Source organism: Sunxiuqinia rutila (genome assembly GCF_050589705.1).
GTDB lineage: Bacteria > Bacteroidota > Bacteroidia > Bacteroidales > Prolixibacteraceae > Sunxiuqinia > Sunxiuqinia rutila.
This window is the reverse complement of the sequence record NZ_JBNGOT010000025.1, coordinates 12,498-36,300: the sequence shown is the minus strand read 5'-3', so window position 1 is coordinate 36,300 and position 23,803 is coordinate 12,498. Positions and strand designations below refer to the sequence as shown.

The 23,803-nt window shown below is 41.9% G+C and carries 18 protein-coding genes; 8 read left to right on the top strand and 10 right to left on the bottom strand.

Features of this window, described 5'->3' with window-relative positions; genetic code table 11:
• Window positions 1–211 precede the first annotated feature (211 nt).
• The 3 genes from ACRD6K_RS19660 to ACRD6K_RS19650 all read left to right on the top strand — a co-directional run bounded on the left by ACRD6K_RS19660 (window position 212) and on the right by ACRD6K_RS19650 (window position 4,166).
• On the top strand, window positions 212–1,378 hold the full coding sequence (locus ACRD6K_RS19660; protein ID WP_430974628.1) for a hypothetical protein: 1,167 nt from the start codon (window positions 212–214) through the stop codon (window positions 1,376–1,378).
• A gap of 180 nt (window positions 1,379–1,558) precedes the next feature.
• On the top strand, window positions 1,559–2,662 hold the full coding sequence (locus ACRD6K_RS19655) for a DUF3800 domain-containing protein (RefSeq protein ID WP_430974627.1): 1,104 nt from the start codon (window positions 1,559–1,561) through the stop codon (window positions 2,660–2,662).
• Window positions 2,663–2,861: 199 nt separating this feature from the next.
• Window positions 2,862–4,166: a hypothetical protein gene (locus ACRD6K_RS19650; protein ID WP_430974626.1), complete on the top strand. Its 1,305-nt coding sequence runs from the start codon at window positions 2,862–2,864 to the stop codon at window positions 4,164–4,166.
• A 217-nt stretch (window positions 4,167–4,383) separates the two neighbouring features.
• Here ACRD6K_RS19650 and ACRD6K_RS19645 read toward each other — a convergent pair whose 3' ends face one another.
• The 3 genes from ACRD6K_RS19645 to glyA form a co-directional block, all read right to left on the bottom strand.
• Window positions 4,384–4,836 carry an OsmC family protein gene (locus ACRD6K_RS19645; RefSeq protein WP_430974625.1) on the bottom strand — a complete coding sequence of 151 codons (453 nt, stop codon included), beginning with the start codon at window positions 4,834–4,836 and terminating at the stop codon, window positions 4,384–4,386.
• 298 nt (window positions 4,837–5,134) lie between these two features.
• Window positions 5,135–6,337, bottom strand: coding sequence for a purple acid phosphatase family protein (locus ACRD6K_RS19640; RefSeq protein WP_430974624.1), 1,203 nt, complete (start codon window positions 6,335–6,337; stop codon window positions 5,135–5,137).
• A gap of 274 nt (window positions 6,338–6,611) precedes the next feature.
• On the bottom strand, window positions 6,612–7,892 hold the full coding sequence (glyA, locus tag ACRD6K_RS19635; RefSeq protein WP_299577224.1) for a serine hydroxymethyltransferase: 1,281 nt from the start codon (window positions 7,890–7,892) through the stop codon (window positions 6,612–6,614).
• A 473-nt stretch (window positions 7,893–8,365) separates the two neighbouring features.
• On the opposite strand from glyA, the gene ACRD6K_RS19630 reads away from it, so the two are divergent.
• The gene (locus ACRD6K_RS19630; protein ID WP_299577222.1) at window positions 8,366–8,839 is read left to right on the top strand and encodes an aminoacyl-tRNA deacylase; all 474 of its coding nucleotides are present in this window, start codon (window positions 8,366–8,368) and stop codon (window positions 8,837–8,839) included.
• A 179-nt stretch (window positions 8,840–9,018) separates the two neighbouring features.
• Entirely contained in the window at window positions 9,019–9,417 is a 399-nt protein-coding gene (locus tag ACRD6K_RS19625; RefSeq protein ID WP_430974623.1) for a hypothetical protein, read from the top strand.
• Between the two features lie 66 nt (window positions 9,418–9,483).
• Here the strand turns inward: ACRD6K_RS19625 and ACRD6K_RS19620 are convergent, their stop codons facing one another.
• The 5 genes from ACRD6K_RS19620 to ACRD6K_RS19600 all read right to left on the bottom strand — a co-directional run bounded on the left by ACRD6K_RS19620 (window position 9,484) and on the right by ACRD6K_RS19600 (window position 17,824).
• Complete coding sequence (locus ACRD6K_RS19620; protein WP_430974622.1) at window positions 9,484–10,569, bottom strand: fatty acid desaturase family protein; 1,086 nt, start codon at window positions 10,567–10,569, stop codon at window positions 9,484–9,486.
• Between the two features lie 247 nt (window positions 10,570–10,816).
• Window positions 10,817–11,707: a LytTR family DNA-binding domain-containing protein gene (locus ACRD6K_RS19615; protein ID WP_430974621.1), complete on the bottom strand. Its 891-nt coding sequence runs from the start codon at window positions 11,705–11,707 to the stop codon at window positions 10,817–10,819.
• Window positions 11,708–11,818: 111 nt separating this feature from the next.
• Complete coding sequence (locus tag ACRD6K_RS19610) at window positions 11,819–13,564, bottom strand: chloride channel protein (protein ID WP_430974620.1); 1,746 nt, start codon at window positions 13,562–13,564, stop codon at window positions 11,819–11,821.
• Window positions 13,565–13,604: 40 nt separating this feature from the next.
• Window positions 13,605–15,386 (bottom strand): chloride channel protein, encoded by a 1,782-nt coding sequence (locus ACRD6K_RS19605; protein WP_430974619.1) that lies wholly within the window; start codon window positions 15,384–15,386, stop codon window positions 13,605–13,607.
• A gap of 44 nt (window positions 15,387–15,430) precedes the next feature.
• Window positions 15,431–17,824: a penicillin-binding protein 1A gene (locus tag ACRD6K_RS19600; protein WP_430974618.1), complete on the bottom strand. Its 2,394-nt coding sequence runs from the start codon at window positions 17,822–17,824 to the stop codon at window positions 15,431–15,433.
• A gap of 128 nt (window positions 17,825–17,952) precedes the next feature.
• Between ACRD6K_RS19600 and ACRD6K_RS19595 the strand changes: the two genes are divergently transcribed.
• The gene (locus ACRD6K_RS19595) at window positions 17,953–18,816 is read left to right on the top strand and encodes a TIGR01777 family oxidoreductase (RefSeq protein ID WP_430974617.1); all 864 of its coding nucleotides are present in this window, start codon (window positions 17,953–17,955) and stop codon (window positions 18,814–18,816) included.
• Window positions 18,817–18,890: 74 nt separating this feature from the next.
• Here the strand turns inward: ACRD6K_RS19595 and pckA are convergent, their stop codons facing one another.
• Complete coding sequence (pckA, locus tag ACRD6K_RS19590) at window positions 18,891–20,492, bottom strand: phosphoenolpyruvate carboxykinase (ATP) (RefSeq protein WP_430974616.1); 1,602 nt, start codon at window positions 20,490–20,492, stop codon at window positions 18,891–18,893.
• A gap of 234 nt (window positions 20,493–20,726) precedes the next feature.
• Window positions 20,727–21,626, bottom strand: coding sequence for a site-specific tyrosine recombinase XerD (gene xerD, locus ACRD6K_RS19585; RefSeq protein WP_299577204.1), 900 nt, complete (start codon window positions 21,624–21,626; stop codon window positions 20,727–20,729).
• A gap of 166 nt (window positions 21,627–21,792) precedes the next feature.
• On the opposite strand from xerD, the gene aroQ reads away from it, so the two are divergent.
• Both aroQ and pyk read left to right on the top strand, forming a co-directional pair.
• A complete protein-coding gene (gene aroQ / locus ACRD6K_RS19580) occupies window positions 21,793–22,206 on the top strand; it encodes a type II 3-dehydroquinate dehydratase (protein WP_430974615.1) in 414 nt (137 codons plus the stop codon).
• A gap of 99 nt (window positions 22,207–22,305) precedes the next feature.
• Window positions 22,306–23,727 (top strand): pyruvate kinase, encoded by a 1,422-nt coding sequence (gene pyk, locus ACRD6K_RS19575; protein WP_299577200.1) that lies wholly within the window; start codon window positions 22,306–22,308, stop codon window positions 23,725–23,727.
• Window positions 23,728–23,803 lie beyond the last annotated feature (76 nt).

The following is a 23,803-nucleotide window of genomic DNA, read 5'->3' as shown; positions in this document are numbered from 1 at the left end:
TTGTAAATTTTTATAACTTAATCGGCGAAATCGAAAAAGGAAAAAACCAATGACAGTACTAACCAACGGACACCCACCGCACACAATCAGCGTTTTCACGAGTAAAAACACATCCAGCTAAAGCCAATATATCCACAAGACTGTGGATATACAAGTGTTAGCGGTCAGGCAAAATGAAGTTGAAACATAAACTATTACTAGATAAAAGAAAATGGGACAAGCAAAAAAACAAATGATGGAATATGAAGATAATCTGTCAATTTTAGATAATCTTATATCGCTTTTGTCAAACGACTATCTTGATGATTTATATGACAATCAAATCATTAGAGACATTATCGACATACGGGAAATGATTCATAATCTTGACTCAAAGTTAATATCAAGTATCGATTTTGTTAGAAACTTATTTACTGAGGAATTTCATGAGATTTATAGACGCTTATATGAACTGACAGAATCAATAAACTTTGACACTGATTTAAATGATAGGTTCAAATCTGAATTCGTTAGACTGGTTAGAATTCTAGGATTTGAAATAAGGCAAATTAAAACATCAATCAATAACTATTTTTCGAGTAGGCAGAACATATATAATTCTGAGAAGTATTACCATGAACAAATAAAGGAACTTGAAAAACAAAAAAATGCACTAGAAACATTTCTCAAACACCAGATGGATAGTGATGGTAAGTCAAAAGAAGAAATTGAATACCATAAAAAACAGATAAAAGAAAAAGAAATTGCTCTCATAAAAGCAAATGACCAAATCAAAAATTACCAAAAAGAGTTAGAAGAAAAGAAGAAACAAGAGAATGCTGTAGTTGAATGGAATAACAAAATTAAATCTGCATTTGCAGAACTAACCAATTGTCTTTCTCCAATTAAAAATGAACACTTCCGCTTAAACTTAATGTTTTGGATATATTCAGGTTTGATGGCAATTTTCTTATTGTTTATTGTATCATTAGAAGTAAATACCTTTTGCAAACTTAATGCTTCAACAGGGTTTCCTAAATGGGAGGACTATTTGGCATCCATAATTCCAATTCCTGTTTTTGGTGGTTTGCTATGGGCTTTTATCATACAAGCAAATCGTACACAAAGGCAGTTGGTCATTCTAGCAAAACACATACATGAAATTCGTTACATTGAGGGACTCCTTCTCACAATCAACACACTGTCTCCTGATATTAATGATTCAACTAAGAGGGTAAATGTTGCTATTGACAGATTATTGGAAAATCATTTAAGTGAAAGTTCAACAACGGGGATTATTAATGAAGAAAATATAATTACTGAAGAGAAGAAAGATTCAGTACCAATTGATATTGTTTTAAAATTACTTAAAGAGGTAAAAGGAGTTGTAACAAAATAAAGCCCGAACCGCTAACAAGGTACATATTGCAGGACGGGGGTTGGTGGTACGCCAACCGCGGATTCTCGCATCGCAGTTCCGTGTCCTGCGGACAGGAACGCTCTCCGAAATTCACAACGACAGCATTTATCAACCGTTACAGCCAATTTTGAAAAAAACTAACTATAATCTTAAACTAATATGGAAAATGAAGAAATTACAAATGAAAATGATGAACAATTAGATGAGAAAGCTCAAAAGATTGAAAAGGAAAAGAAGGAACTTTTAAGTAAAGTACTAAGTGGAAACCTTGAAACTAAACATGACCAAGTTGGATTTATTTTGAATAACAATAGCGACGCTAGAAATTCAGACATTGAATTAGCATGGATTTATTGGAATACATTTGAAAGTGACTTATTTAATGGTTCATATATTACAAAAGATGACTTAAAAAGATTAACAAAAATCAACTCACTAACTCGTTCAAGAGCAAGGATTCAAAATGAGTACAAATTATTTCAAGCAGACGACGAAGTAAAAAAATATAGAGGTGTTCTTGCTGAAGATATGAGGCAGGAAGCAATTGAAGAAAAACCTGAAGGATTACCAATGTATTCAGTATATATTGATGAAACAGGGAAAACACAAAATTATTTATCTATTGGAAGTTTATGGATTATTGACGGATTCGCAACATTTCAAGCAAGCCGAAAATTAAAAGAATGGGTGGAAAAACGAGAATTTGATTTTGAATTCCATTTTTCTCACGTCAATAAATTACGCTTAGACACTTACAAAGAATTCTTTTTGAAGTTTTTGGAACTTAATCCAACTGTCGGATTTAAAACAATAGTAGTTGATAAAAAAGGTATTAATGACATCAATAAAGCAATTACGGACTTGACTTTTCACCTAATAAACAAAGGGATTATTCATGAAAATGAAACTAAAAGAGCACCATTACCAAGATATTTACAAGTTTGGTTAGATGAAGATGAAAAAGGAAGTGACCAATTAAAAATAGAAAATTTAAAAGAACGTATTACAAGTCAAAAAATAGAGGGTCTATTTTTAGGCGATTTTTTAGCTGTTGACTCAAAATCAAACTTTAATATTCAGGCAGTTGATTTATTTACTGGAGCTATAAATAGAAAACTTCATTTTCCAGAAAGCGAAGGAAAGGTTAAAGATGAATTAGCTGATTATATTTTTGACTTGCTTAATTTTGATTTCAATAAGATTAATACCGCCAACTCAGAAATAGATAAATCTACAGTTTTCAATTTGACCTATGAAAAATAAAAGCCCTTGCTGGCGCGTTTTTGCAAACCGTGCCTTACTGGTAAAAGCAAGAAGTTAATAGCCTTAAAGGGCAAGGCACAAATTGCCAATTGGCACCAGCGGAGGTATCCGAAGCTGTTGCATTGAAGCGCATTTTTTAATATCTTTTTTATTCTAACCGAATAGGTTACGCCCTGCTTAACTTAACCTACCACTGCTTATGAAACGGAAAAAGAAAAACAATGCCATTCAAAACAAACAAGAGCGTCAGCACCGCCAAAACGAGTTTTTTAAAAAGCTGAAACAAATTATGGCGCTACTGGGCGATGATTCGGCCTTTGATTTGCTCAATAAAAGAAGGCGCCTGATGATTTATCACACCCGCATTCGCCCTTTTAAGGTCATTAACCCAACCGAAGGGAAGCGGGCATCGAAAGCTGCCTTACAGATGCTGAATAACAACTTAACTCGCTTATTGCAGCACACCTGGGTTGAGCTGGACAAGCACCAAATCAAGATGAGCTTGTATGATTTTTCAATCTATGCCGAAACTCTGTTCCTATTTTGGCGCAATGTGGCCCGGCAGGAGCCCGATGTTGGCGAACAGTTTTATGCGTGTTTCCCTATTTTTGAAGAAGAGGAGTTTGATGCACAACGCCTAAAAGTATTTAATACGGTTGAACGCCGGTTAGAGACGCTAGCCTGGCTGTTTTCCGATTTCACAACCAGTACGACCCGTTTTGTTAAAGAAAAGCTGGAGGATGATCGCTCCCCCCTCGATTTATCGGCTTTCTACAACAACTATGTGGTGGAACAAAAAGAGGTGGAAACCGAGTTACTGGAAATTGGCGGGCACCGGCGCACCGTATTTCAGGTCTGTTTAAATACGCAACAAACATTTGCTCCTCTTACAATCACTCCCGAAAAACTGGGACTGAAAGGAATGATGCAAAAGTTTCCGTTAAAGGTATTTATGCAAAAGCATGTTTTGGTGCGTATGGAAGAACGGCTCGGAAAACCTTTCGTTGATTTAGGGTATTTGTATATCGTTACGGCCTTGCTGCAAGAACCGCTTCCGGCAGGTAAACCCAACAGCTTTCTGTTCCCAATGACTGAGGGCGACATCCGGCTGGGTTATCTGAAAGCCGATATCATTGGTGATAAGCTGGTGGTTCGAACCTTCCTTTTTGTAACCAACAATGGAACACCCGAAGGGAAAAAGCTTCAAGAGCTGGCCGGCCTGGCCAAACTGGATAAGGCTTACCTTGGAATTGATCGTCTCCACACGTTTATTGCATCCGATATTAAAGAGCATCAGCAACTAAGAGAACTTTTTAATCAAGTTGGATGTGGCGGCTTGTTGCAGTTAAACTATTCCTGGATGCTTAAAGCAAATAAAAAACAAGGAGCTTGCGCCGATCGTCTGGCTTGTTACCTGGGCCTGCAACAGGCGGCAGGTAGCAAGGAAGCAAACAATCATACAGAAGCTTCCGTCAACATAGAGCAGCCAGCAGCATCGTCCTAGCAATGGCTTATTTGTTCTGGCACTGCTCCCGTGTGCATCCTCGCGCGTGGTGCGATAAAAACAAAAAAGCAATGAAGCTGTCTAAAAAGTATGGTTCTTCGTCATTGCGAAGGAGGAACGACTGAAGCAATCTTTTAAATAGCAGATTGCTTCGTTTCACTCGCAATGACGGTTTTTCCTACTCCAGTGACTTTCCAGACAGCTTCCTTACAAGCCGTTAAACACTTACTTCCTCCGAAACCAGATTAAAGGTCAAAGGAGTCGTATTGGTCAGGTTATCATTAATTGGACAACGATCTTTGATTAGCGCAATCCATTGATTGACTTGCTCGGGATCGGCATCGGTAATGGGCGAAAACTTGACATCAATTTGCTTAAATCCGGCACGCTCGGCATCTGCCTGCCCCATCAGGCGGGCAGGGTTCAGGTTACCACTAACCTCAATACCCAATTTTTCAACCTGAATTCCCAATTCTTTCGCTGTAAGATGGGCAACAACATTGATACATCCGGCATAGCTGGCTAAAAGGTATTCAACGGGGTTTGCTCCAAGGTCATCTCCTCCAAGCGCGGGGGGCTCATCAATTACAATCGTAAACTGCCGTGCTCCGGCAACAAATCGCGCTCCTGTTTGAGCTTCACCTTCAATTTTAAAATTTAAATCTGCCATTCTTTTTTGAATTTTTAGTAAAAAAAAAGCCCTTCACAAAACTGTGAAGGGCTGAAACCTATTTTTATATTTAAGTATTCTATAATTTATAGAAGCACAGCATCACCCTCCACATGTTTGAAAAACATACAGCAACACATAGTCGTCATGTTGATGATGGAAAATGATAAATTCATTAATTCTTTTTTACGCTGTGCGATTAATAGCCTGCAATGATACAACTTAAATCCCGAATTTGAAAATTCAGTCCGAATCTGGTGCAAGAAGTATTTATCTCCGGCCCAATTGGCATCTCCGCTTAGAAATAAAAATCGCCCAATACAGCACCATCGTAGCCAATCATTTTCAGGTGCAGCGAATTGCCGGTTTTGCTCAGCACCATCACCGTAGCGTTGTTGGCACTGTAGCCGCCACCAATCACTACCGGATAATCATTGCCCAGGCTTTCCGCTTCGTGGTAGGCAGAACTGTGGGTATGCCCGTTGATGGCAACGGCAAAACGGCCCTTATTTAAGGTTTCGCTCCACAGCTCGGCACATGGCAGGTAGTATTTTTCATCCATGCCATACAAGGGAATGTGGTGAATCAGCACCCGCTTGGCAGCCTTTTTAAAGGCCTTACTCTTGGTTTCGTGGCGAAGAAAATCCAACTGATCGTTTCGCAATTGCTCAAAGCTGTTCAGTCCATAATAAACCGGATGACTGTCGGGTTTGTCCTCGCCGCAATCCAGCATTACAAAACGGGTATCGCCCCAATTAAAGGCACCATAGGTTTTTCCCCCTACATAATCAAAAAGCTGGTTGAATTCAACCGAATAGGCGCCTCGTATTTCGTGATTTCCACGGATGTAAAACACGGGCTTTTCGGCCGCATTAACCTGCTCATTGGAAAAGGTCAGGAAATTAAGCACCTGATCTTCACTGCGCGGGTCATCAATGCAGTCGCCGTTGTAAAGCACAAAATCATAGTTCACCCCTTCAAGCTGTGTCATCAGTTGCTGCAGGGTTTGCTTCTTCTGGTGCAAATCGTTAAAAATAATGGCGGTGAAATCGGGGCTCTTCGTATCGGGCAGCGTAAACTGGTAGGTCTCACTGTAGGCCACCTCTCCGAATTCCTTTTTGTAGGCTCCATAAGTCAGCACCTCCCTGGAGCAAACCCGGTAATAGTAGGTTTGTCCCGGCTGAAGTCCGTTCAGCCGCACCTTGTGCTGTTTCACATTGGCCACAACCTGTCCCGCAATCAGGGTTTCCATTTTAGTGCCCAGACTTTCGTCCGTGCCAAATTCCACCCATCCATGTGTGGGCACATGGGTAAACCACGATACGGTAATTCCTCCACCAATCGGATTTTGAAGAAAGGGTTTGGTACGAAAAACCGACCGGGTTTCAACCGGCTCTTCCGGAGTTGTTTGGTTACCAGTACCAGCCGATGCCAGGCTTATTTGGGTGGCTAACAGCACTAACAGCATCCGACGAATAAGATTGTTCGATTTGATATGCATACGTTTTCGTTTAGTAGTAATTGAACAACGAATATAGAAAAACCATTCGATGATCCGGGAATCGGCCACAAAAAACACAGCTCTCCCCTCGCCTTCATCAGGATGAAACCAATTACCATTTGGGCACATCCCGGGCAGAAAAGGTCTTGAAAGCGTTCAATTGAATGACTCCAAGCAGAGCTGAGAAATTATTCTTTAACCATACCGAAAAGGCACAAAAAAAAGGTACTCCAAAACGGAATACCTTTTTCAATATGCTTTAATCCGAAAGCGACTACCAGGCAAATAAAGGCAGGTCTTTCATCATTTTATTCACTTTTTCGCGAACTGAAGTGATTACGGCTTCATTTTCCACATCGCTCAGCACTTCGTCAATCAAGTCAACGATAATGGCCATTTGGTCTTCTTTCAAACCACGCGTGGTAATGGCTGGCGTACCTACACGCAAACCTGAGGTAGTGAATGGCGAACGGCTGTCGAAAGGCACCATGTTTTTGTTGATGGTAATATCAGCTTTCACCAAGGTGTTTTCAGCTACTTTACCAGTCAGTTCAGGGAATTTGGTACGCAAGTCGATCAACATGCTGTGGTTGTCGGTTCCTCCGGAAATAACTTTGTATCCTTTGTCTACAAAAGCCTGCGCCATAACAGCAGCATTCTTTTTCACCTGAGTTTGGTATTCTTTGTAAGAAGGATCAAGCGCTTCGCCAAAAGAAATGGCTTTGGAAGCAATCACGTGCTCCAGCGGGCCACCTTGTTGTCCGGGGAATACCGCGAAATCCAATACGGCTGACATCATTTTAGTCACACCTTTAGGTGTTTTGAATCCAAATGGGTTTTCAAAATCTTCACCCATCAAGATGATACCTCCACGAGGACCACGCAATGTTTTGTGTGTTGTAGAAGTGACAATGTGCGCATGTTTTACCGGGTTTTCCAGCAAACCAGCAGCAATCAATCCTGCCGGGTGAGCCATATCAACCATAAACATCGCTCCTACTTCGTCGGCAATCTTACGCATACGGGCATAATCCCACTCGCGTGAGTAAGCCGATGCTCCACCAATGATCAATTTGGGCTGATGCTCACGTGCCAAAGCTTCCATCTCATCGTAATCCACCAAACCGGTATCTTCTTTCACGTGATAAGCGATTGGGTGATATAAAATACCCGATGAGTTAACCGGAGAACCATGTGACAAGTGACCACCGTGAGAGAGATCAAGTCCCAAAAATTTATCGCCAGGCTTAAGAATCACACTTAATACGGCAGCGTTGGCCTGCGCTCCTGAGTGAGGCTGCACGTTGGCATAAGCTGCACCAAATAGTTCTTTCAAACGATCAATCGCCAACTGCTCGGTCATATCCACAAACTGGCATCCGCCATAGTAGCGTTTGCCCGGATAGCCTTCGGCATATTTGTTGGTCATTACAGAACCCATCGCATCCATAACCTGCTCGCTCACGAAGTTTTCCGATGCAATTAATTCAATTCCGCTCAACTGACGTTGGCGTTCTTTTTCAATAATGTCAAATACAACTTGATCTCTTTTCATGTGATTATAATTGTTTATTTTAGATCATATACCTTGAACGCATCATCAGGCTTGCTTTCCATGAAAACGTTCCTGATAACTTGTTTCCGCTGCTATTTCTCGAAAAAATAGAAATAAAGCGTAAAGGTAAAATATTTTGCGTCCACCGGAAACGAATAGAAATTAAGATAGGCCAGTTTTTTCCATCGCTTAACATTTGCCCCTGCTTCGCGTCAGCTGCATCAGCCGTCAACACGTGCTAAGAACAGGCAATACTCCCTTCAATACGAATGCTTTTGGTAACAAAAATTGAATTGATCAAGTAGAATTAAATAAACCGGTTGGTGTTGTTTTCTTGAACAGCCAACAATGACCTGACTTTAGATTAACCAAAAATCATTTCTTCAAACCATGTCTATTGACGGTGATTTTTGTGTTAAGTGCTATGTGATGTTTACGAAACATCTGTGATTTACGACCAAAAAGCGAACGTCATGCCGATCAAAAAACTAAAAGATTATCTGGACAAAAACAACATTGAGTACATTACCATCCGTCACTCACTGGCATTTAACGCCCAACAAATTGCCGCAACAACCCATATTCCGGGCAAAGAACTGGCAAAAACAGTGATGGTCAAAATTGATGGCAAAATGGCCATGGCTGTTCTCCCGGCTTCTTACCTGGTGAAACTGGATGTATTGAAAGAATTAATTGGCGCCAAAAAAGTGGAACTGGCCAATGAAATGGAATTCAAGCACCTGTTTCCTGAGTGCGAAATCGGGGCAATGCCTCCTTTTGGCAACCTGTATGATATGGAAGTTTTTGTTGCAGAAAGCCTGGCTGAAGATGAAGAAATTGCCTTCAACGCCGGCACTCATGTTGAACTCATCCGAATGACCTATGCCGATTTTGAACGATTGGTACAGCCCGTTGTACTGGCTTTTAGTACAGCCCGGGTCATTTAGTGCGTGCCCACTCCTTCTGCAAGCCGGAACAAACGCGTACGATCTTTAAGGAAACCTCATTGGGCTGAGGTTTCTTTTTTTTGGAGTCTGTCCATCAGCCTTTAAGCGAAATCTTCAGCTGCCCGATTCTATTTTCGGACAGAAATGAATACTTTTGAGCCGAATCAGAAAAAGTTATCATGAAGCAAGACCGCGAAAATCAACCGCTCTTATTTGTATCCACCACCCTGCTAAGCCTGCTTGGAAGCGGACTTGGCGTACTGGCCTTTGGTTTTGTCGCTCTCGTTTTTGAGCCGTCCAAAAACTGGATCATCAGCGTAACCAACAGCACCAGTATGGACCATTTTACTCCAGTTTACTTTGTGCTGCTGATGGCTGTTTCGCTGCTTTCATTGATCGGCGTAATTAAAATCCGAAAATGGCAAAAAGCAGGCTTCTTCTTTTACCTGGGGGCACAGCTGGCCCTGCTGTTTATGCCCGTGCTCTGGCTCGGATGGAGCGCTTTCTCGGTCATCAATCTCATTTTCACCTCCCTGTTTTTACTGATCTACCTGTCGTTTTACAAGCACATGAGCTAAAAAGCAAGAACCTTTGAAAGAGACCATAGGCATCAGCTCCAAAATTAAAGCGAAGAAGAACTTAGCTTAGCGCCCCAACATCCGAAGCATTTTAAAATGGCTCCCAATAGCTTGAAAAAAGCTTGACTGCACCCGGTAAGGCAAATTGTATTTCCGGGCCGTTTCCTTGACCAAAGACGCAATTTTCTGATAATGGACATGACAAATCGCCGGAAACAAATGGTGTTCAACCTGAAAATTTAATCCTCCAACAAACCAGGAGAACAACCTATTTCCAGGCGCATAATCTGTGGTTGTCAGCAATTGATGAATGGCCCAGTTATTCTCAACAGTTCCACTTTCGTCCGGAACCGGGTATTGAGCACCGGGCATCACATGCGCTGTTTGAAAAATAACAGTTAATATAAATCCACAAATCAAGTGCATACTCAAATAAAACAGAAGGACCATCCACCACGCAACGGGTAGGACCAAGATCGGAATTAGCAAAATGTAGCTGTAATAAAATACTTTGGACACTATTAATTCCATCAGCAACTTTCTATACGTGCTTTTACGGCCCAATAGCACCCCTTCTTTCGAATAACGGTATAACTGCTTAAAATCCTTGCTGGTGGTCCACATCAAAGTCATCAAGCTATAAAGAAACCAAGCATAAAAATGCTGAAACCGATGGAATTTATACCGTGGTTTATTAGGAGAAAGGCGCAATGCCTTCCCCGCATCAATATCCTCATCATGCCCTTCAATGTTTGTATAATGATGGTGCAGCGTATTGTGCTGGTATTTCCAGGTAGGCGAAAATCCCCCCAAAAGATTCAGAGAATAAGACAACACTTTATTCACCGTCTGATTTTTTGAATACGAATTATGATTGGCATCATGCATAACCGACAGGCCAATACCCGCCATTCCAAAGCCCATAGTAACCCATAGGAAAAACAGAATCAGTGGGTTTGTAACAACCGAAAAGATCATTAGGAAATAGGGAACCAAGTACAAGCTAAACATGAAGGCGGTTTTCAGAAACATGGTGCTATTGCCATATTTCGAAATATTATTCTCTTCAAAATAATCGAAAATGCGTTTTCGAAGTTCAAGAACAAACTCTTGCTGACTGGTATTGGGGAATTGAATTGCTGGTGTTTTCATGGTAATCATTCTTTAATAAAAAGCCTGTCTGCAAATAGTAGCGACAAGACGATGATCAGATCTACTGATCGAATACAGCCCTGCTTATCAGACAGAATGTCTTTCAAGTGTGGAGTGACGCTCTGAAAGACTTTACAAAGATACCTCCAATAAACTGCTCCGAAACAAAAAAGGGATTAACGGCTATTGAAAGCACGAATTTCAAAATATTTTGGGGCGAGTAAAAAAAAGGGAAGGTGAATACCATTCACCCCATAACCGAAATAACTTCTTTTATTTTCAGTAAATACTGGCGGGAAACGGGTACAGGCTCATCCATATTTTTCATTTTGAGCCAATAGCTATTTCCCTCATGGTTCAGCTTTTCAATATGAAACACATTAACAATGCTGGTTCTGTGACAACGCACAAAACCGGAAAATGAATTAATCTGCTGCTCGATTGCTTTTAAAGTGTTTCTGATTAACTTTTTTTTCAGTTTGGAGCCTTCCCGGTAAATGATCTCGACATAATTGTCAGCCGAACGCAGAAGAAGCAAGTCTACAACCAATACATTCAGGTGATCAGCCTGGTGTACCGAAATCAGTTCAATCGATTGATTTTGGTAGCCTTCCTGATAGTGCCTGATCTCTTTTTGCATATTCTCCTTCTCCTGAATCTCCTGTTCAAGCCGCTTTTTCAGACTTGAAAAGGCATCGTAAATCGTAGAAAGTACTGGCAAGACAAGGCAAATAAATATAACCTTAAACACCAGGTGAAAAGTTATGGTTACAGACCCCACATAGCGCAGGTAAAAAGCAATTGCCAAAGAGCTCAAAGTCGTAATTAAGAAAATGCCGCTATAGGAAAACATCAGTAATTCATCCTTACTAAAACGAGACAGGGGCAGGAAGCTGCGGAGTAGCCCCCGAATCAACACCTGGAAAAAGAAGATAATACCCACAAAACCAGCGGCAAATAAAAGCCGGTTGTTGAAATCAAACTGATCAAACGGAATAGGTTGAAAGAAAAGAAGAAATAAATAAATGCCTAAGGCAATGCTAAGTAAAAATTTCAAGTCTTCTTTCAAGAGGGTAATTAATCTATTTAATTTTATTGAGCCCATGAGCAAGGAAACTGTAAAATACCTCTTACTCAAAGTTACTCCATTTTTTTGAATTCAAATTCTCCGTTTTCCCAAACCATTATTCAGACTTAACTATTCCGAAAGCAGCACTCTTGCATCTTTCGGAATAGGTGAGCAGGAAGTTTATTCCTGCGAGAAAGTACGAACCGTATCGCGGTAAATCGAAAAGACGGTGGCTCGTGAAATAAACCCGATGTATTTTCCTTTATCAATTACAGCGAGGTTATAACGTCCGCTGGTTTCAAATTTTTCCGCCACTTTATGCATCGAATCTTTCGGTGAAATAAAAAACTCAGGCATGTACATCAAATCTTTAACCAGCACTTCGTCGTACAAGTCCTGGTTAAACACAATATCCCGGATATCATTCATTTTCACCATTCCTTTCAGCATGCCATCGGCATCAACAACCGGGAACAAATCACGTTTCGAGCGTGAAATAGCCTTCACCAAATCCCCCAGCGTCGCATCCGGATCAACCATTTCCAAGTCGGTTTCAATCAGCTCCTCTACTTCCATAAAGTGAAGTGCGGCCTTGTCCTTATGGTGAGTCACCAATTTACCATCCATCGCCAGTCGCTTGGTGTAAATGGAGTGAGGTTCAAAACGCATAATGGTTATGTAGGCTGCTAGGGCAGAGATGATCAAGGGAAACAAAAGCTCATAGCCTCCCGTAATTTCGGCTGTTAAAAAGATTCCCAACAAGGGGGCATGCATTACACCGGCCATCATGGCTCCCATGCCAGCCAAAGCAAAATTATCCAAAGGCAAATTCACCCCAAACACCAGGTTTAACAGGTAGGCAAAGAGATAGCCACCGATGGAACCAACAAACAAGGTTGGCGCAAAAATACCTCCAATACCTCCGGTAGCCGTGGTTACCGACATGGCAATTACTTTGAAAAACAGAAGCGCTACCAGGAAAACGACAAAAAACCAGGGATTGGTTCGGAAGTCATAAAACATGGAGTTATCCAGCAAGTTCAAGCCCATGTCGTTAAAAACCTTATTGATCGAATTATAGCCTTCACCCCATAGCGGAGGAAAAACAAAAATGAGAACCCCGAGGATAATCCCGCCATAAATCAAGCGGGTTGATTGCTTCCCAATGCCCTTCATCTTACGTTCAACCCACATGGTTGCCCGGGTAAAGTACACCGAAAAGAAACCGGCTGCAATCCCAAGTACAATGTAGTAGAGAATATGCTTTGCTTCGAACGAATGAATAACATTGAAGCGAAATAATACCGCATCGCCCATAAAGAAAAAGGCAATCACGGCAGCCGTAATTCCGGAAATCAGCAGTGGAACCAGCGAAGCCATCGTCAACTCCAGCATCAGCACTTCAAGCGTGAAAACAATGCCGGCAATGGGTGCTTTGAAAATACCGGCTATGGCGCCGGTTGCCCCACAGCCAATCATCAGCATGATATCAGCCTGGTCGAGCTTAAAAAACCGCCCCAGGTTTGACCCAATCGAAGCTCCGGTTAAAACCACCGGAGCCTCAGCTCCAACCGATCCACCAAAACCAATGGTAAAACTACTGGTAATCATGGACGAAAAGGAATTATGCGGCTTAATTTTTCCTTTATTCAAGGAAATGGCCGCTAAAATTTTGGATACCCCATGCCCCAAATCGTCTTTAATAAAAAACCGAATAATTAATACGGTGATGACGATACCGATAAGCGGAAACGCCAGGTACCAATAATTTTCGCTGGTAATGACAAAATGCCCCACCAGGTTGTTCCCGATAAAGTGAATCAGATTCTTCAGAATCAAGGCTGCTACCCCACTCACTACTCCAATCACAAAACTGATCCAATACAGTTTTTTTGTACCCATCAGCTGTTTAGCCAATGTGTTCATTTTCGAATGATCAATACCCAACATGTCTTATACTATTTTCTTAATCGTGTGAAAAGTCTGCCATTTTCTTCCGGTAAATAGAAAAAACACGAGCTCTGGAAATAAAGCCGATGTATTTTCCATTGTCGATTACAGCCAGGTTGTACCGCCCGCTTGATTCAAATTTGTCGATCACTTGCTCCATCGAATCAAGGGTTGAAATAAAGTGTTCGGGTTGGTACATCAAGTGGCTCACATGAACTTTATCATACAGTTCTTGTCTGAAGATTAGATGTCTTACGTCATCCATTTTCACCATCCCCTTCAAATATCCATTTTCGTCAACAATGGGGAAAAGGTTACGATGAGCTTTTGAAATGGCTTGCGTCAGGTCTCGCAATGTAGCATCCGGATGCAGGATCTGGAAGTCGGTTTCCACCAGTTTCTTCACCTCCATCATTCGGATAATGTTCAGGTCTTTATCGTGGGTCATTAGTTCCTTGCGTTTCGCCAGCTGGATATGATAAACCGAGTTGGACGTAAAAGCCTTTACCGTAAGGTAGGCAAAAGTTGCCACAATCATCAACGGAACAAACAATTTGTAGCCGCCGGAAATATCGGCAATTAAGAATATACCGGTTAAAGGCGCGTGAAGTACGCCGGCAAGTAAACCGGCCATCCCGATTAATGCAAAGTTATTTACACTTAACTGTTTCAATCCGGTCATATTGATAAAATGGGCAAACAGCATTCCGGTATTCACCCCCATAAAAAGCGTGGGAGCAAAAATTCCTCCAATACCTCCAGCTCCAAAGGTCAAAGCGGTGGCGACAATTTTCAGCAGAATAACGGCAGCCAGCAAAACGAACACACTCCAATACTCGTCTCTGAGGCTGTGGAAAATGGTATTGTCATAAAGGAAAGACATGTCACCTCGCAGCCCCATGTTAATATCCTCGTAGCCTTCGCCATAGAGCGATGGAAAAAAGAAAATCAAAATCCCCAGTCCAATACCACCTACCGCCAGACGTGTTCGTTTCTTCTGAAATCCTTCAAATATATTTTCAATATACAAGTACATTTTGGAAAAATAGGCTGAAACCAAGCCGGCAAATATTCCAAGTAAGATGTAGTAAGGAAGATCATTCATTTCGAAGCTGGTTTCTACCGTGAACGGGTACAAAACATCCTGCCCCATAAAAAAATAAGAGGTCAACACAGCCGCTGAAGAAGCCAGCAACAAGGGAATCAGTGAAAAGACCGTTAAGTCAATCATAATCACTTCAACCGCAAAAACAATGGCTGCAATGGGTGCTTTGAAAATAGCAGCCATCGCTCCTGCCGCCGCGCAGGCAAGCATCAGAATGGTGTTTTTATAACTAAGCCGCATGAGTTTAGCCAACCAGGAGCCATAGGCTGCTCCGGTAGCTACTGTTGGTCCTTCCAGCCCCACCGAGCCCCCAAAACCAACGGTAAAAGCCGAGGAAACGATGGATGAAAAAAGATTATGTCGGCTTAATTCTCCGCGTCGCCTGGAAAGGCTATGCAAAACATTGGGAATTCCGTGTCGAACCGGACTCTTAATAATGTAATTGATAAACAAGACAGCAATGAGAATACCAATACTGGGAAGGATGAAATAGCTGTAGTGCTCCACATCTTTTCCATCAGTAAGGGCATGAACCAATCGCTCGGTTAACCAAACAGCATTTTTGATGAGTGTGGCAGCAAGCCCGGCAAGTATGCCAATCACTCCACTCAAGATCACCACAAATCGACGTTCGCTCAAATGTTTTAAACGCCAGCGGTGAAAACGAACAACTATCGGCAGCTTATTTTCCATTTCAGCGCAAAAGTAATAAAAGGGTATCGATTTCCAGATTGAATCTATTTTTTCTTTTTGAAAATACTCTTAATCGTCTCCCAAACCTTTTTCTTCTCTTTCTTCTTGGAAGGTTCTTGTACTTCTTTCAACTTTTCTTCTTTCGATTTTCCGGCAAATAACCGTTCGATAAAATTATCCTCTTTGTCCAGTTCCAGCATTTCTCGGTAAGCCGGAATATGCAAATCAGCCAGCAGCTGGTTATCCAAACGAGGGAAAGAAGCATATTGCATTTGCCGGTAGCGCGAGTCCCGGTACAATTTATGGTAAAACTTCCCGACTATGGGCAATGCCATGTAAGCCCCTTGTCCGTAGCGGATGGTTCGGAAGTGAACGCCAGGGTCTGCCGCCCCCACCCAACACCCGGTAACGAGCTTAGGAGTCAGCCCAACAAACCAGCCATCAGAGTGGTTTTGCGTCGTCCCGGTTTTTCCGGCAAATTCGCCCGGAACTTTATACACCGTGCGGATCGACCGTCCACTTCCCTGGTCCACCACCGACTCCATCATATGACTGATAATTCGACAATTTACTGGATTCAGTTTGGTGGGCTGGGCTGGCTGGCGCATAAATGTCTCCAGCGTTTTCCCCTGATTATCCGAAATAGCCACCAGGTAATTGGGCTCGACACGAATTCCGCCATTCAACATGGTGGCATACGCGTGAAGCATCTCTTTCAGGCTGATGGAGGCTACCCCCAAGGCCAGCGAGGGAAATTCAGGCAAATCAGCTTCCAGCCCCAGCTCCCGACAGGTCTCAATGGTCTCGTCAATTCCTGTCTTCATCAGAACATCCACCGCAACGGTATTGACCGATTGGGCCAAGGCGCCCTCCATGGAATAAAAGCCTTTGTATTGGCCATGCGAGTTGCTTGGCGACCAGTCCTGATATTCTTCATACACTTTCTTCTCATTCGGATAGTAATCAAAAGGACTGAGGCCGTTTTCCAGAGCAGCTAAATACACAAACGGCTTAAAGGTTGATCCCACCTGCCGGGCAGCCAGCACGTGGTCGTATTTGAAAAAGCGAAAATCAATACCACCCACCCAGGCTTTCAAGGCTCCGCTTGAAGGTTCCATGGCTAAAAAGCCCGAATTCAGAAACCGCAGGTAATGCTTGACTGAGTCCATTGGAGTGGTTTCAACCTGCTTTAACCCGTTCCAGGTAAAAAGAGTGGTCTTTATTTTTTGGTTGAAAGCAGCATCTATTTCATTCTCAGATTTGCCATTGGCATGCATGGCTTTGTAGCGTTCCGATCGCTTAACGGCACGTTGTAAAATGCTGGCATTTCCACGCCAGGGATCTGCATTTTTCCAATGATCGTCAAAAACCTGCTGAAGATTCTTCATGTACTCCAGCACCGACTGCCGGGCATAATACTGAAAATCATAGTTAATGGTTGTCGAAACCCGCAAACCATCGGTGTATAAGTTATAAGGCTCTCCGTTCTCTTTGGTATGATTGGCACACCACTCCAACAATTCTGGTTTCAGCATTTCCAAAAAGTAAGGAGCCGGTCCTTCGTTGTAAGAAATTCGACGGTACTTAACTCCCAGAGGTTTCGCGCTGAAAACATCGCCTTCCGCTTCTGTCAGGAAGCCGTTGCTTACCATCTGGCTGATTACCACATTACGGCGTTCTTTTGATTTATCCGGATTAATCCGTGGATTGAAGGTATAATTGGCCTTTAGCATTCCGACAAGCACAGCAGACTCATCAACGGTTAAGTCGCGCGGACTCTTGCTAAAAAAGCGCTCAGCAGCCACTTCTATTCCAAAAATATTTTCACCAAAAGGAACGGTATTCAAATACAGCGTCAGAATTTCTTCTTTGGAATAAATCCGCTCGAGCCGATAAGCAATAATGGCCTCACGCAATTTATTAACCGGCATGCTGAATACCCATAAGTCGTTTCGGGGAAACAAGTTTTTGGCAATCTGCTGGCTAAGCGTACTTCCTCCCCCGGCACTTCGGTCCTGCAACAAAATCGTCTTAAAAAAGACCCGCATCAGTGCAATCTCATCAATTCCCCGGTGCTCATAAAAGCGGGCATCCTCGGTGGCCACCAAGGCATTGATCACATTCGGAGAAATCTCATCAAAACGAACATTGCTCCGGTTTTCGATATAGTAGCGCCCCAGCAACTTGCCATCTTCGGAGAAAACTTCAGAGGCCTGCGGATTCTTAATCTCATTCAGTTGCGTTGAGCTGGGCACATGGCCGGTGAAACCCAGGTAAACAATCATGAAGAAGATCGAAAACAAGATTACACCAACAAGAAACAGCTGAAACAGGATCAGCCATAAACTGCGTTTTTTCCGCTTCTTTGTGTTTTTATTGCGTTTTGGGGCTGGCTTTCGTTTAGTTGTTTGTATCTTTTTAGAGCTCTTTGAAGTCATTTTAATCTGAATTAAAAAACAAAATTAGATAAATAAAACGGAAACAGATGCCGGAATCGGTACTTACATTTAAGAACTTTTCAGTCAGCAAATTTGTCTTTAGAATGAATATTAAGATTTATACCTAGATGAAAGTAGTAGTTACAGGGGCCAACGGTTACCTCGGTCAGAACATAATGGGCGAACTGCAGCGTCAGGGCGCAACAATCAAACCCTTGAAACGGCATCTCCTGTATGGCGATCCGAAGCAACTTGCCAATCATTTGGCAGGGCATGATGTGGTCATTAATCTTGCCGGAGCTCCCATTCTAAAACGCTGGACATCGAAAAATAAAACCATTATATACAACAGTCGGGTACTTACAACCAAACATCTTTGTGAAGCCATCCAACTGCTTCCAGACAGCCAGCAACCCAAAACATTTTTGTCCGCCTCAGCTGTTGGCATCTACCGCAACAACATGAACCATGATGAAACCAGCTCCAAATTTGCCAACCATTTTGCTGCCCGTGTGATCGACGACTGGGAAGATGCCCTGGTTGGTCTTCCCGACACCACACGAGTAGTCATTTTTCGAATTGGCATTGTGCTCGGCAAACAATCGCAATTTATGAGCCGGTTATTGCCTGTTTTCAAGCTCGGGCTTGGCGGTCAGATAGCCAATGGACAACAAGCCTTACCATTTATTCACATTCAGGATTTGACGAAAGCTTTTGTTGAAGCTACTTCTAACGAAAGCTATTTTGGGATTTACAACCTGGTTGCTCCCGAACAAATAAGCAACAAATCGTTTACACAAGCCCTGGCTAAAAAACTCAAGCGACCGGCAGTTTTCAAGGTGCCTGCTTTCCTTCTAAAACTTTTGTTTGGCAAAGCATCAACCCTCATTCTGAACAATCCGGTTGTTTTACCCAGCCGGCTCAAAGCACAAAACTTCAACTACCAATACCCCACGCTGGACTCCTGTTTGGAGGAGATTCTAAACACATAGCCTGTATCAACCAACTTTTTGAGCAAAAAAAAGCCCTGCATAAGCAGGGCTTCCATATCTTAGTTTTCGTAAGATTACAATTGAGGACCAGCAGCAACCAATGCTTTACCTTCTTCGTTATCAGTATATTTTTCGAAGTTTTTGATAAAACGGCCACCCAAGTCTTTTGCTTTGTCTTCCCATTCTTTAACATCAGCGTAAGTATCGCGTGGGTCAAGAATGTTAGAATCAACACCTGGCAATGCAGTAGGAACTTCCAAGTTGAACACAGGAACAACTTTTGTTTCTGCTTTTTCGATTGAACCATCCAGAATCGCGTTGATGATACCGCGAGTATCTTTAATAGAGATACGTTTTCCTGAACCATTCCATCCAGTGTTCACCAAGTAAGCCTCAGCTCCGTGCTCTTCCATTTTCTTAACCAGCTCAGCACCGTATTGTGTTGGGTGAAGTGTCAAGAAAGCAGCACCGAAACATGCAGAGAAAGTTGGCTGAGGAGCAGTTACACCACGCTCAGTACCAGCTAATTTTGCAGTAAATCCTGACAGGAAGTGGTATTTAGTTTGCTCAGGAGTCAGTTTTGAAACCGGAGGCAATACTCCGAAAGCGTCAGCTGAAAGGAAGATAACTTTTTTAGCGTGACCTGCTTTTGAAGGAACTGCAATATTCTCGATGTGGTTGATTGGGTAAGATACACGAGTGTTCTGAGTTACAGAACCGTCAGTGAAATCAATTTTACCATCAGCATCAACAGTTACGTTTTCTAAAAGAGCGTTACGTTTGATAGCACCAAAAATTTCTGGCTCAGCATCTTTATCCAGGTTGATTGTTTTTGCGTAACATCCACCTTCGAAGTTGAAGATACCTTGATCATCCCAACCGTGCTCATCATCACCGATCAATTGACGGCTTGAGTCAGTTGAAAGTGTAGTTTTACCAGTACCTGAAAGACCGAAGAAGATAGCAACATCACCTTCTTTACCTACGTTGGCAGAACAGTGCATTGAAGCCATACCGCGCAATGGCAAGTAGTAGTTCATCATCGCGAACATACCTTTTTTCATCTCACCACCGTACCAAGATCCACCAATAACCTGCATTCTTTCAGTCATGTTGAATACAGTGTAAACTTCTGAATTCAAGCCATGCTCTTTCCATTTTTTGTTGGTAGTTTTTGAACCGTTCATTACAACAAAATCAGGCTCTCCGTAGTTGGCCAATTCTTCTGCTGTTGGGCGCAAGAACATGTTAGTTACGAAGTGTGCCTGCCATGCTACTTCCATGATGAAACGAACTTTCAAGCGTGAATCTTCGTTTGCTCCACAGAATGTATCAACAACAAACAATCTCTTTCCAGAAAGCTGATCAGTAGTTGTTTTTTTCAGGTCAGCCCATACTTCAGGAGTAATTGGTTTGTTATCGTTAGGAGACTCTGGAGATGTCCACCACATTGTATCTTTAGTTACATCGTCTTTCACAATGTATTTGTCCTTAGGAGAACGTCCTGTGAATTCACCAGTCATTACATTAACAGCGTCAAGCTCTGTTAACTGACCTTTCTCGAATCCTTCCAAGGCCGGATTCATTTCTTCTTCAAATAACTGCTCGTAAGATGGGTTATGTACGATTTCTTTTACATCAACAATGCCGTACTTTGATAAATCTAAATTTTTCATATTCAACAATTAAAAATTAATAGTTCCAACAAAACCTATTTTTTTTCTCGGAAGACAAAAATAATTTTTTTTTCCGATGCAGTCGGGCCTATATTTTTAATTTGGAAGAAGTTCATATTTAATTAACAGAAAAAAGACAGCCTGTTTACCAACAGGCTGTCTTTGAAGATTATAAAACCCAAAAATTCACAAACTTAAAATGTTAAGAAATCATTAACAGAACCAGGTAATTTCTTAAGATCTTGGATGGAATTGGCTAATCGTTGATTTTAAATAATCACGATCTAAATGTGTGTAAATTTCCGTGGTCAAAATGGATTCGTGCCCTAGCATTTCCTGAACGGCTCTTAAGTCCGCTCCTCCGGAAATTAAATGAGTGGCAAAAGAATGACGGAAGGTGTGTGGACTGATCTTTTTATCCATCCCAACTTTTTGAGCCAGGTTTTTAATAATGGTAAAGATCATTACTCGACTCAATTTTTTACCTCTCCGGTTTAAGAATAAAACATTTTCACTCTCCGGACTAATTTTTAAGGTCTTCCGGTAACCATTCAGGTACTTGTTAATTTCAACTACCGCTTTTTCACTTACCGGTACCAAACGTTCTTTTTCTGCTTTTCCTTCTACTTTAACAAAGCCTTGTTCAAAAAACAAGTTTGTTACTTTCAGGTTAACCAGTTCAGACACCCGTAAACCACAGCTGTACAGCGTTTCCAGCATTGCTTTATTACGCTGTCCTTCGGGCTTTTCTAAATCAACGGCATCAATAATCGTGTCAATTTCTTCCATCGTTAATACATCCGGAAGTTTACGCCCGATTTTGGGTGATTCCAAAAGCGTGGTCGGATCTCCCTGGATTTTGCCTTCGATTAACAGATACTTAAAAAACGACTTAATACCAGAGATGGTACGCGCCTGCGTACGAGGAGAAACGCCCCGGTCATTTAAGTGCTCCACAAAACTTCTTAAATGATTTAACTTGACCTTTTCCGGCGCTAGTTTCTTAAAATTTTCTTCCAAAAAAACCATCAGCTTATTAATGTCATTGACATAAGCGGCAATGGAGTTTTGTGACAATGATTTTTCCAATCTCAAGAAATTTTCAAAACCTTTTTTACTATCTTCCCATTTCATAATTAAAAGCATTTAAATTTGTTCTCTAATCAATTTTTGTAATTTTGGTTCTGTTGCTTTCAAACGTATTAATTAGTACATAGTTTCTTCCCCAAGAATACATAATTATCAATACGTCCTTCGGCTTGTTAAAGTTACTAAAATTTTAAATTAAAATACAATAAAAATGAAAATATTGTTAATCAATGGACCCAATTTAAACCTATTAGGCAAACGAGAAAAGAATATTTATGGTGATTTGTCCTTTGATGACTACTTTAAAACCCTTCAAACTAAATACCCACAACTAGACTTAAGCTACTACCAGTCGAACATTGAAGGCGAACTGATTGATAAAATCCATGAGGTGGGTTTTGACTATGATGGAATCATCATAAATGCGGGAGCTTATACACATACATCTGTTGCCATTCGCGATGCCATCGCTGGCGTGAAAACTCCCGTAATTGAGGTACACATTTCGAACATACTCACGCGCGAAAACTTCCGCCACGAATCGTTGATCGGTCCCGTTTGTGTAGGAAGTATTATGGGATTTGGGCTTGATTCTTACCGATTGGGTATCGAAAGTCTACTCTAACGTTAATTTTTGAATCATTTAACGCTATGGTGATGCACTTTTCTTCGCTCTGAAAGAAAAAAGCCTAATTTTGCAGCCCTTAATTTTTAAATAACAGAGATGAAACACACCAAAATTGTCGCTTCAATATCAGATCGAAGGTGCGAGCCAGAATTCGTAAAAGCCTTATATCAAGCGGGGATGAATGTTGCCAGGCTGAACACTGCCCACATCACTGAGGAGACAGCTTTAATGATGGTCAACAACATCCGTTCAGTTTCTGACAAGATTGCCATTCTGATCGATACCAAAGGACCCGAAATCAGAACAAGTGCACTCGAAGACCCAATTGATGTTGCTGAAGGCGAACTGGTTGAAGTCTCAGGAATAGAACGCAAAAGTGAAAAAGGACGAACTGTTCTTACAGTGTCTTATAATGCCTTCCATACTGAAATTCCGGCAGATGGAACTATCTTGATTGATGACGGAGAATTAGAACTATCCGTTCAGGAAAAACACGATGATTACGTCTTATGTCGGGTTGAAAACCCGGGGCAGATTAAGAGTAAGAAAAGTGTAAACACACCGGGCTTTAGCGTCAACCTGCCTTCAGTCACCGAAAAAGACCGAAAATTTATTGAATTTGCAGCCAAGCATGAACTAGACTTCATTGCTCACTCCTTTGTTCGTAATAAAGAGGATGTGCTGAAAGTTCAGGAGGAACTGGACAAATACAACAGTCCGATTGAAATCATCGCCAAAATTGAGAACCTGGATGGCGTAAACAACATCAACGAAATCCTGGATCACGCCTACGGTATTATGGTTGCCCGTGGTGACTTGGGTATTGAAATTGCTGCAGAGAAAATTCCAGGCATCCAACGCCTCTTAATCAAGAAAGCCGTTCAGCGTAAAAAACCAGTAATCATTGCTACCCAAATGCTGCACAGCATGATTGAGAATCCGCGCCCAACGCGTGCTGAAGTAAGCGATGTTGCCAACGCGATCTATTCCAGAACGGATGCAGTAATGCTTAGTGGAGAAACAGCTTACGGCCAATACCCGGTTGAAGCCGTTGCTACCATGAAAAAAATTGCAAATCAGGTTGAAGGAAGCAAAGACAAGCGGAACGACATTACACTGCCAGCTGTGAACAACGAGGTGGTGGCTTATTTGTCAGAAGCAGCTATTCTTGCATCAGAAGAGCTAAACACCAAAGCAATTGTTACCAACACACTAACAGGCAAAACAGCTCGTTACCTGGCGGCTTTCCGTGGTAAAAACCCAGTATATGCCAGCTGTTACGAAATGAAGATTTTCCGTAAACTGGCCTTGTCCTATGGTGTTCGTCCAATTTTAATTGAGCCTAAAAAAGACAAATTTAAAGTTGTTCGCTCCTCATTGAAAACCCTCGAAAAAATGGGTCGCTTAACCAAAGACGACATGGTGATCTATGTTGGAGGAAGCTTTGGAATTGGTGGTGGTTCCACATTCATGGAAATCTCTACCGTTGACCGCCTGACTTATAAAGAGGCAAAATAAAAAAAGACAAAATATGCTCACAGAGGCTGTCCTAAAAAGGCAGCCTCTGTTTTTTTATACCCCTCGCTCCTTCTGC

Bases quoted from the DNA above. Each gene is read 5' to 3' on its own strand.
- ACRD6K_RS19660 (WP_430974628.1), top strand. From the start codon at position 212: ATGGGACAAGCAAAAAAACAAATGATGGAATATGAAGATAATCTGTCA.
- ACRD6K_RS19655 (WP_430974627.1), top strand. From the start codon at position 1,559: ATGGAAAATGAAGAAATTACAAATGAAAATGATGAACAATTAGATGAG.
- ACRD6K_RS19650 (WP_430974626.1), top strand. From the start codon at position 2,862: ATGAAACGGAAAAAGAAAAACAATGCCATTCAAAACAAACAAGAGCGT.
- ACRD6K_RS19645 (WP_430974625.1), bottom strand. From the start codon at position 4,836: ATGGCAGATTTAAATTTTAAAATTGAAGGTGAAGCTCAAACAGGAGCG.
- ACRD6K_RS19640 (WP_430974624.1), bottom strand. From the start codon at position 6,337: ATGCATATCAAATCGAACAATCTTATTCGTCGGATGCTGTTAGTGCTG.
- glyA (WP_299577224.1), bottom strand. From the start codon at position 7,892: ATGAAAAGAGATCAAGTTGTATTTGACATTATTGAAAAAGAACGCCAA.
- ACRD6K_RS19630 (WP_299577222.1), top strand. From the start codon at position 8,366: ATGCCGATCAAAAAACTAAAAGATTATCTGGACAAAAACAACATTGAG.
- ACRD6K_RS19625 (WP_430974623.1), top strand. From the start codon at position 9,019: ATGAAGCAAGACCGCGAAAATCAACCGCTCTTATTTGTATCCACCACC.
- ACRD6K_RS19620 (WP_430974622.1), bottom strand. From the start codon at position 10,569: ATGAAAACACCAGCAATTCAATTCCCCAATACCAGTCAGCAAGAGTTT.
- ACRD6K_RS19610 (WP_430974620.1), bottom strand. From the start codon at position 13,564: ATGAACACATTGGCTAAACAGCTGATGGGTACAAAAAAACTGTATTGG.
- ACRD6K_RS19605 (WP_430974619.1), bottom strand. From the start codon at position 15,386: ATGGAAAATAAGCTGCCGATAGTTGTTCGTTTTCACCGCTGGCGTTTA.
- ACRD6K_RS19600 (WP_430974618.1), bottom strand. From the start codon at position 17,824: ATGACTTCAAAGAGCTCTAAAAAGATACAAACAACTAAACGAAAGCCA.
- ACRD6K_RS19595 (WP_430974617.1), top strand. From the start codon at position 17,953: ATGAAAGTAGTAGTTACAGGGGCCAACGGTTACCTCGGTCAGAACATA.
- pckA (WP_430974616.1), bottom strand. From the start codon at position 20,492: ATGAAAAATTTAGATTTATCAAAGTACGGCATTGTTGATGTAAAAGAA.
- xerD (WP_299577204.1), bottom strand. From the start codon at position 21,626: ATGAAATGGGAAGATAGTAAAAAAGGTTTTGAAAATTTCTTGAGATTG.
- aroQ (WP_430974615.1), top strand. From the start codon at position 21,793: ATGAAAATATTGTTAATCAATGGACCCAATTTAAACCTATTAGGCAAA.
- pyk (WP_299577200.1), top strand. From the start codon at position 22,306: ATGAAACACACCAAAATTGTCGCTTCAATATCAGATCGAAGGTGCGAG.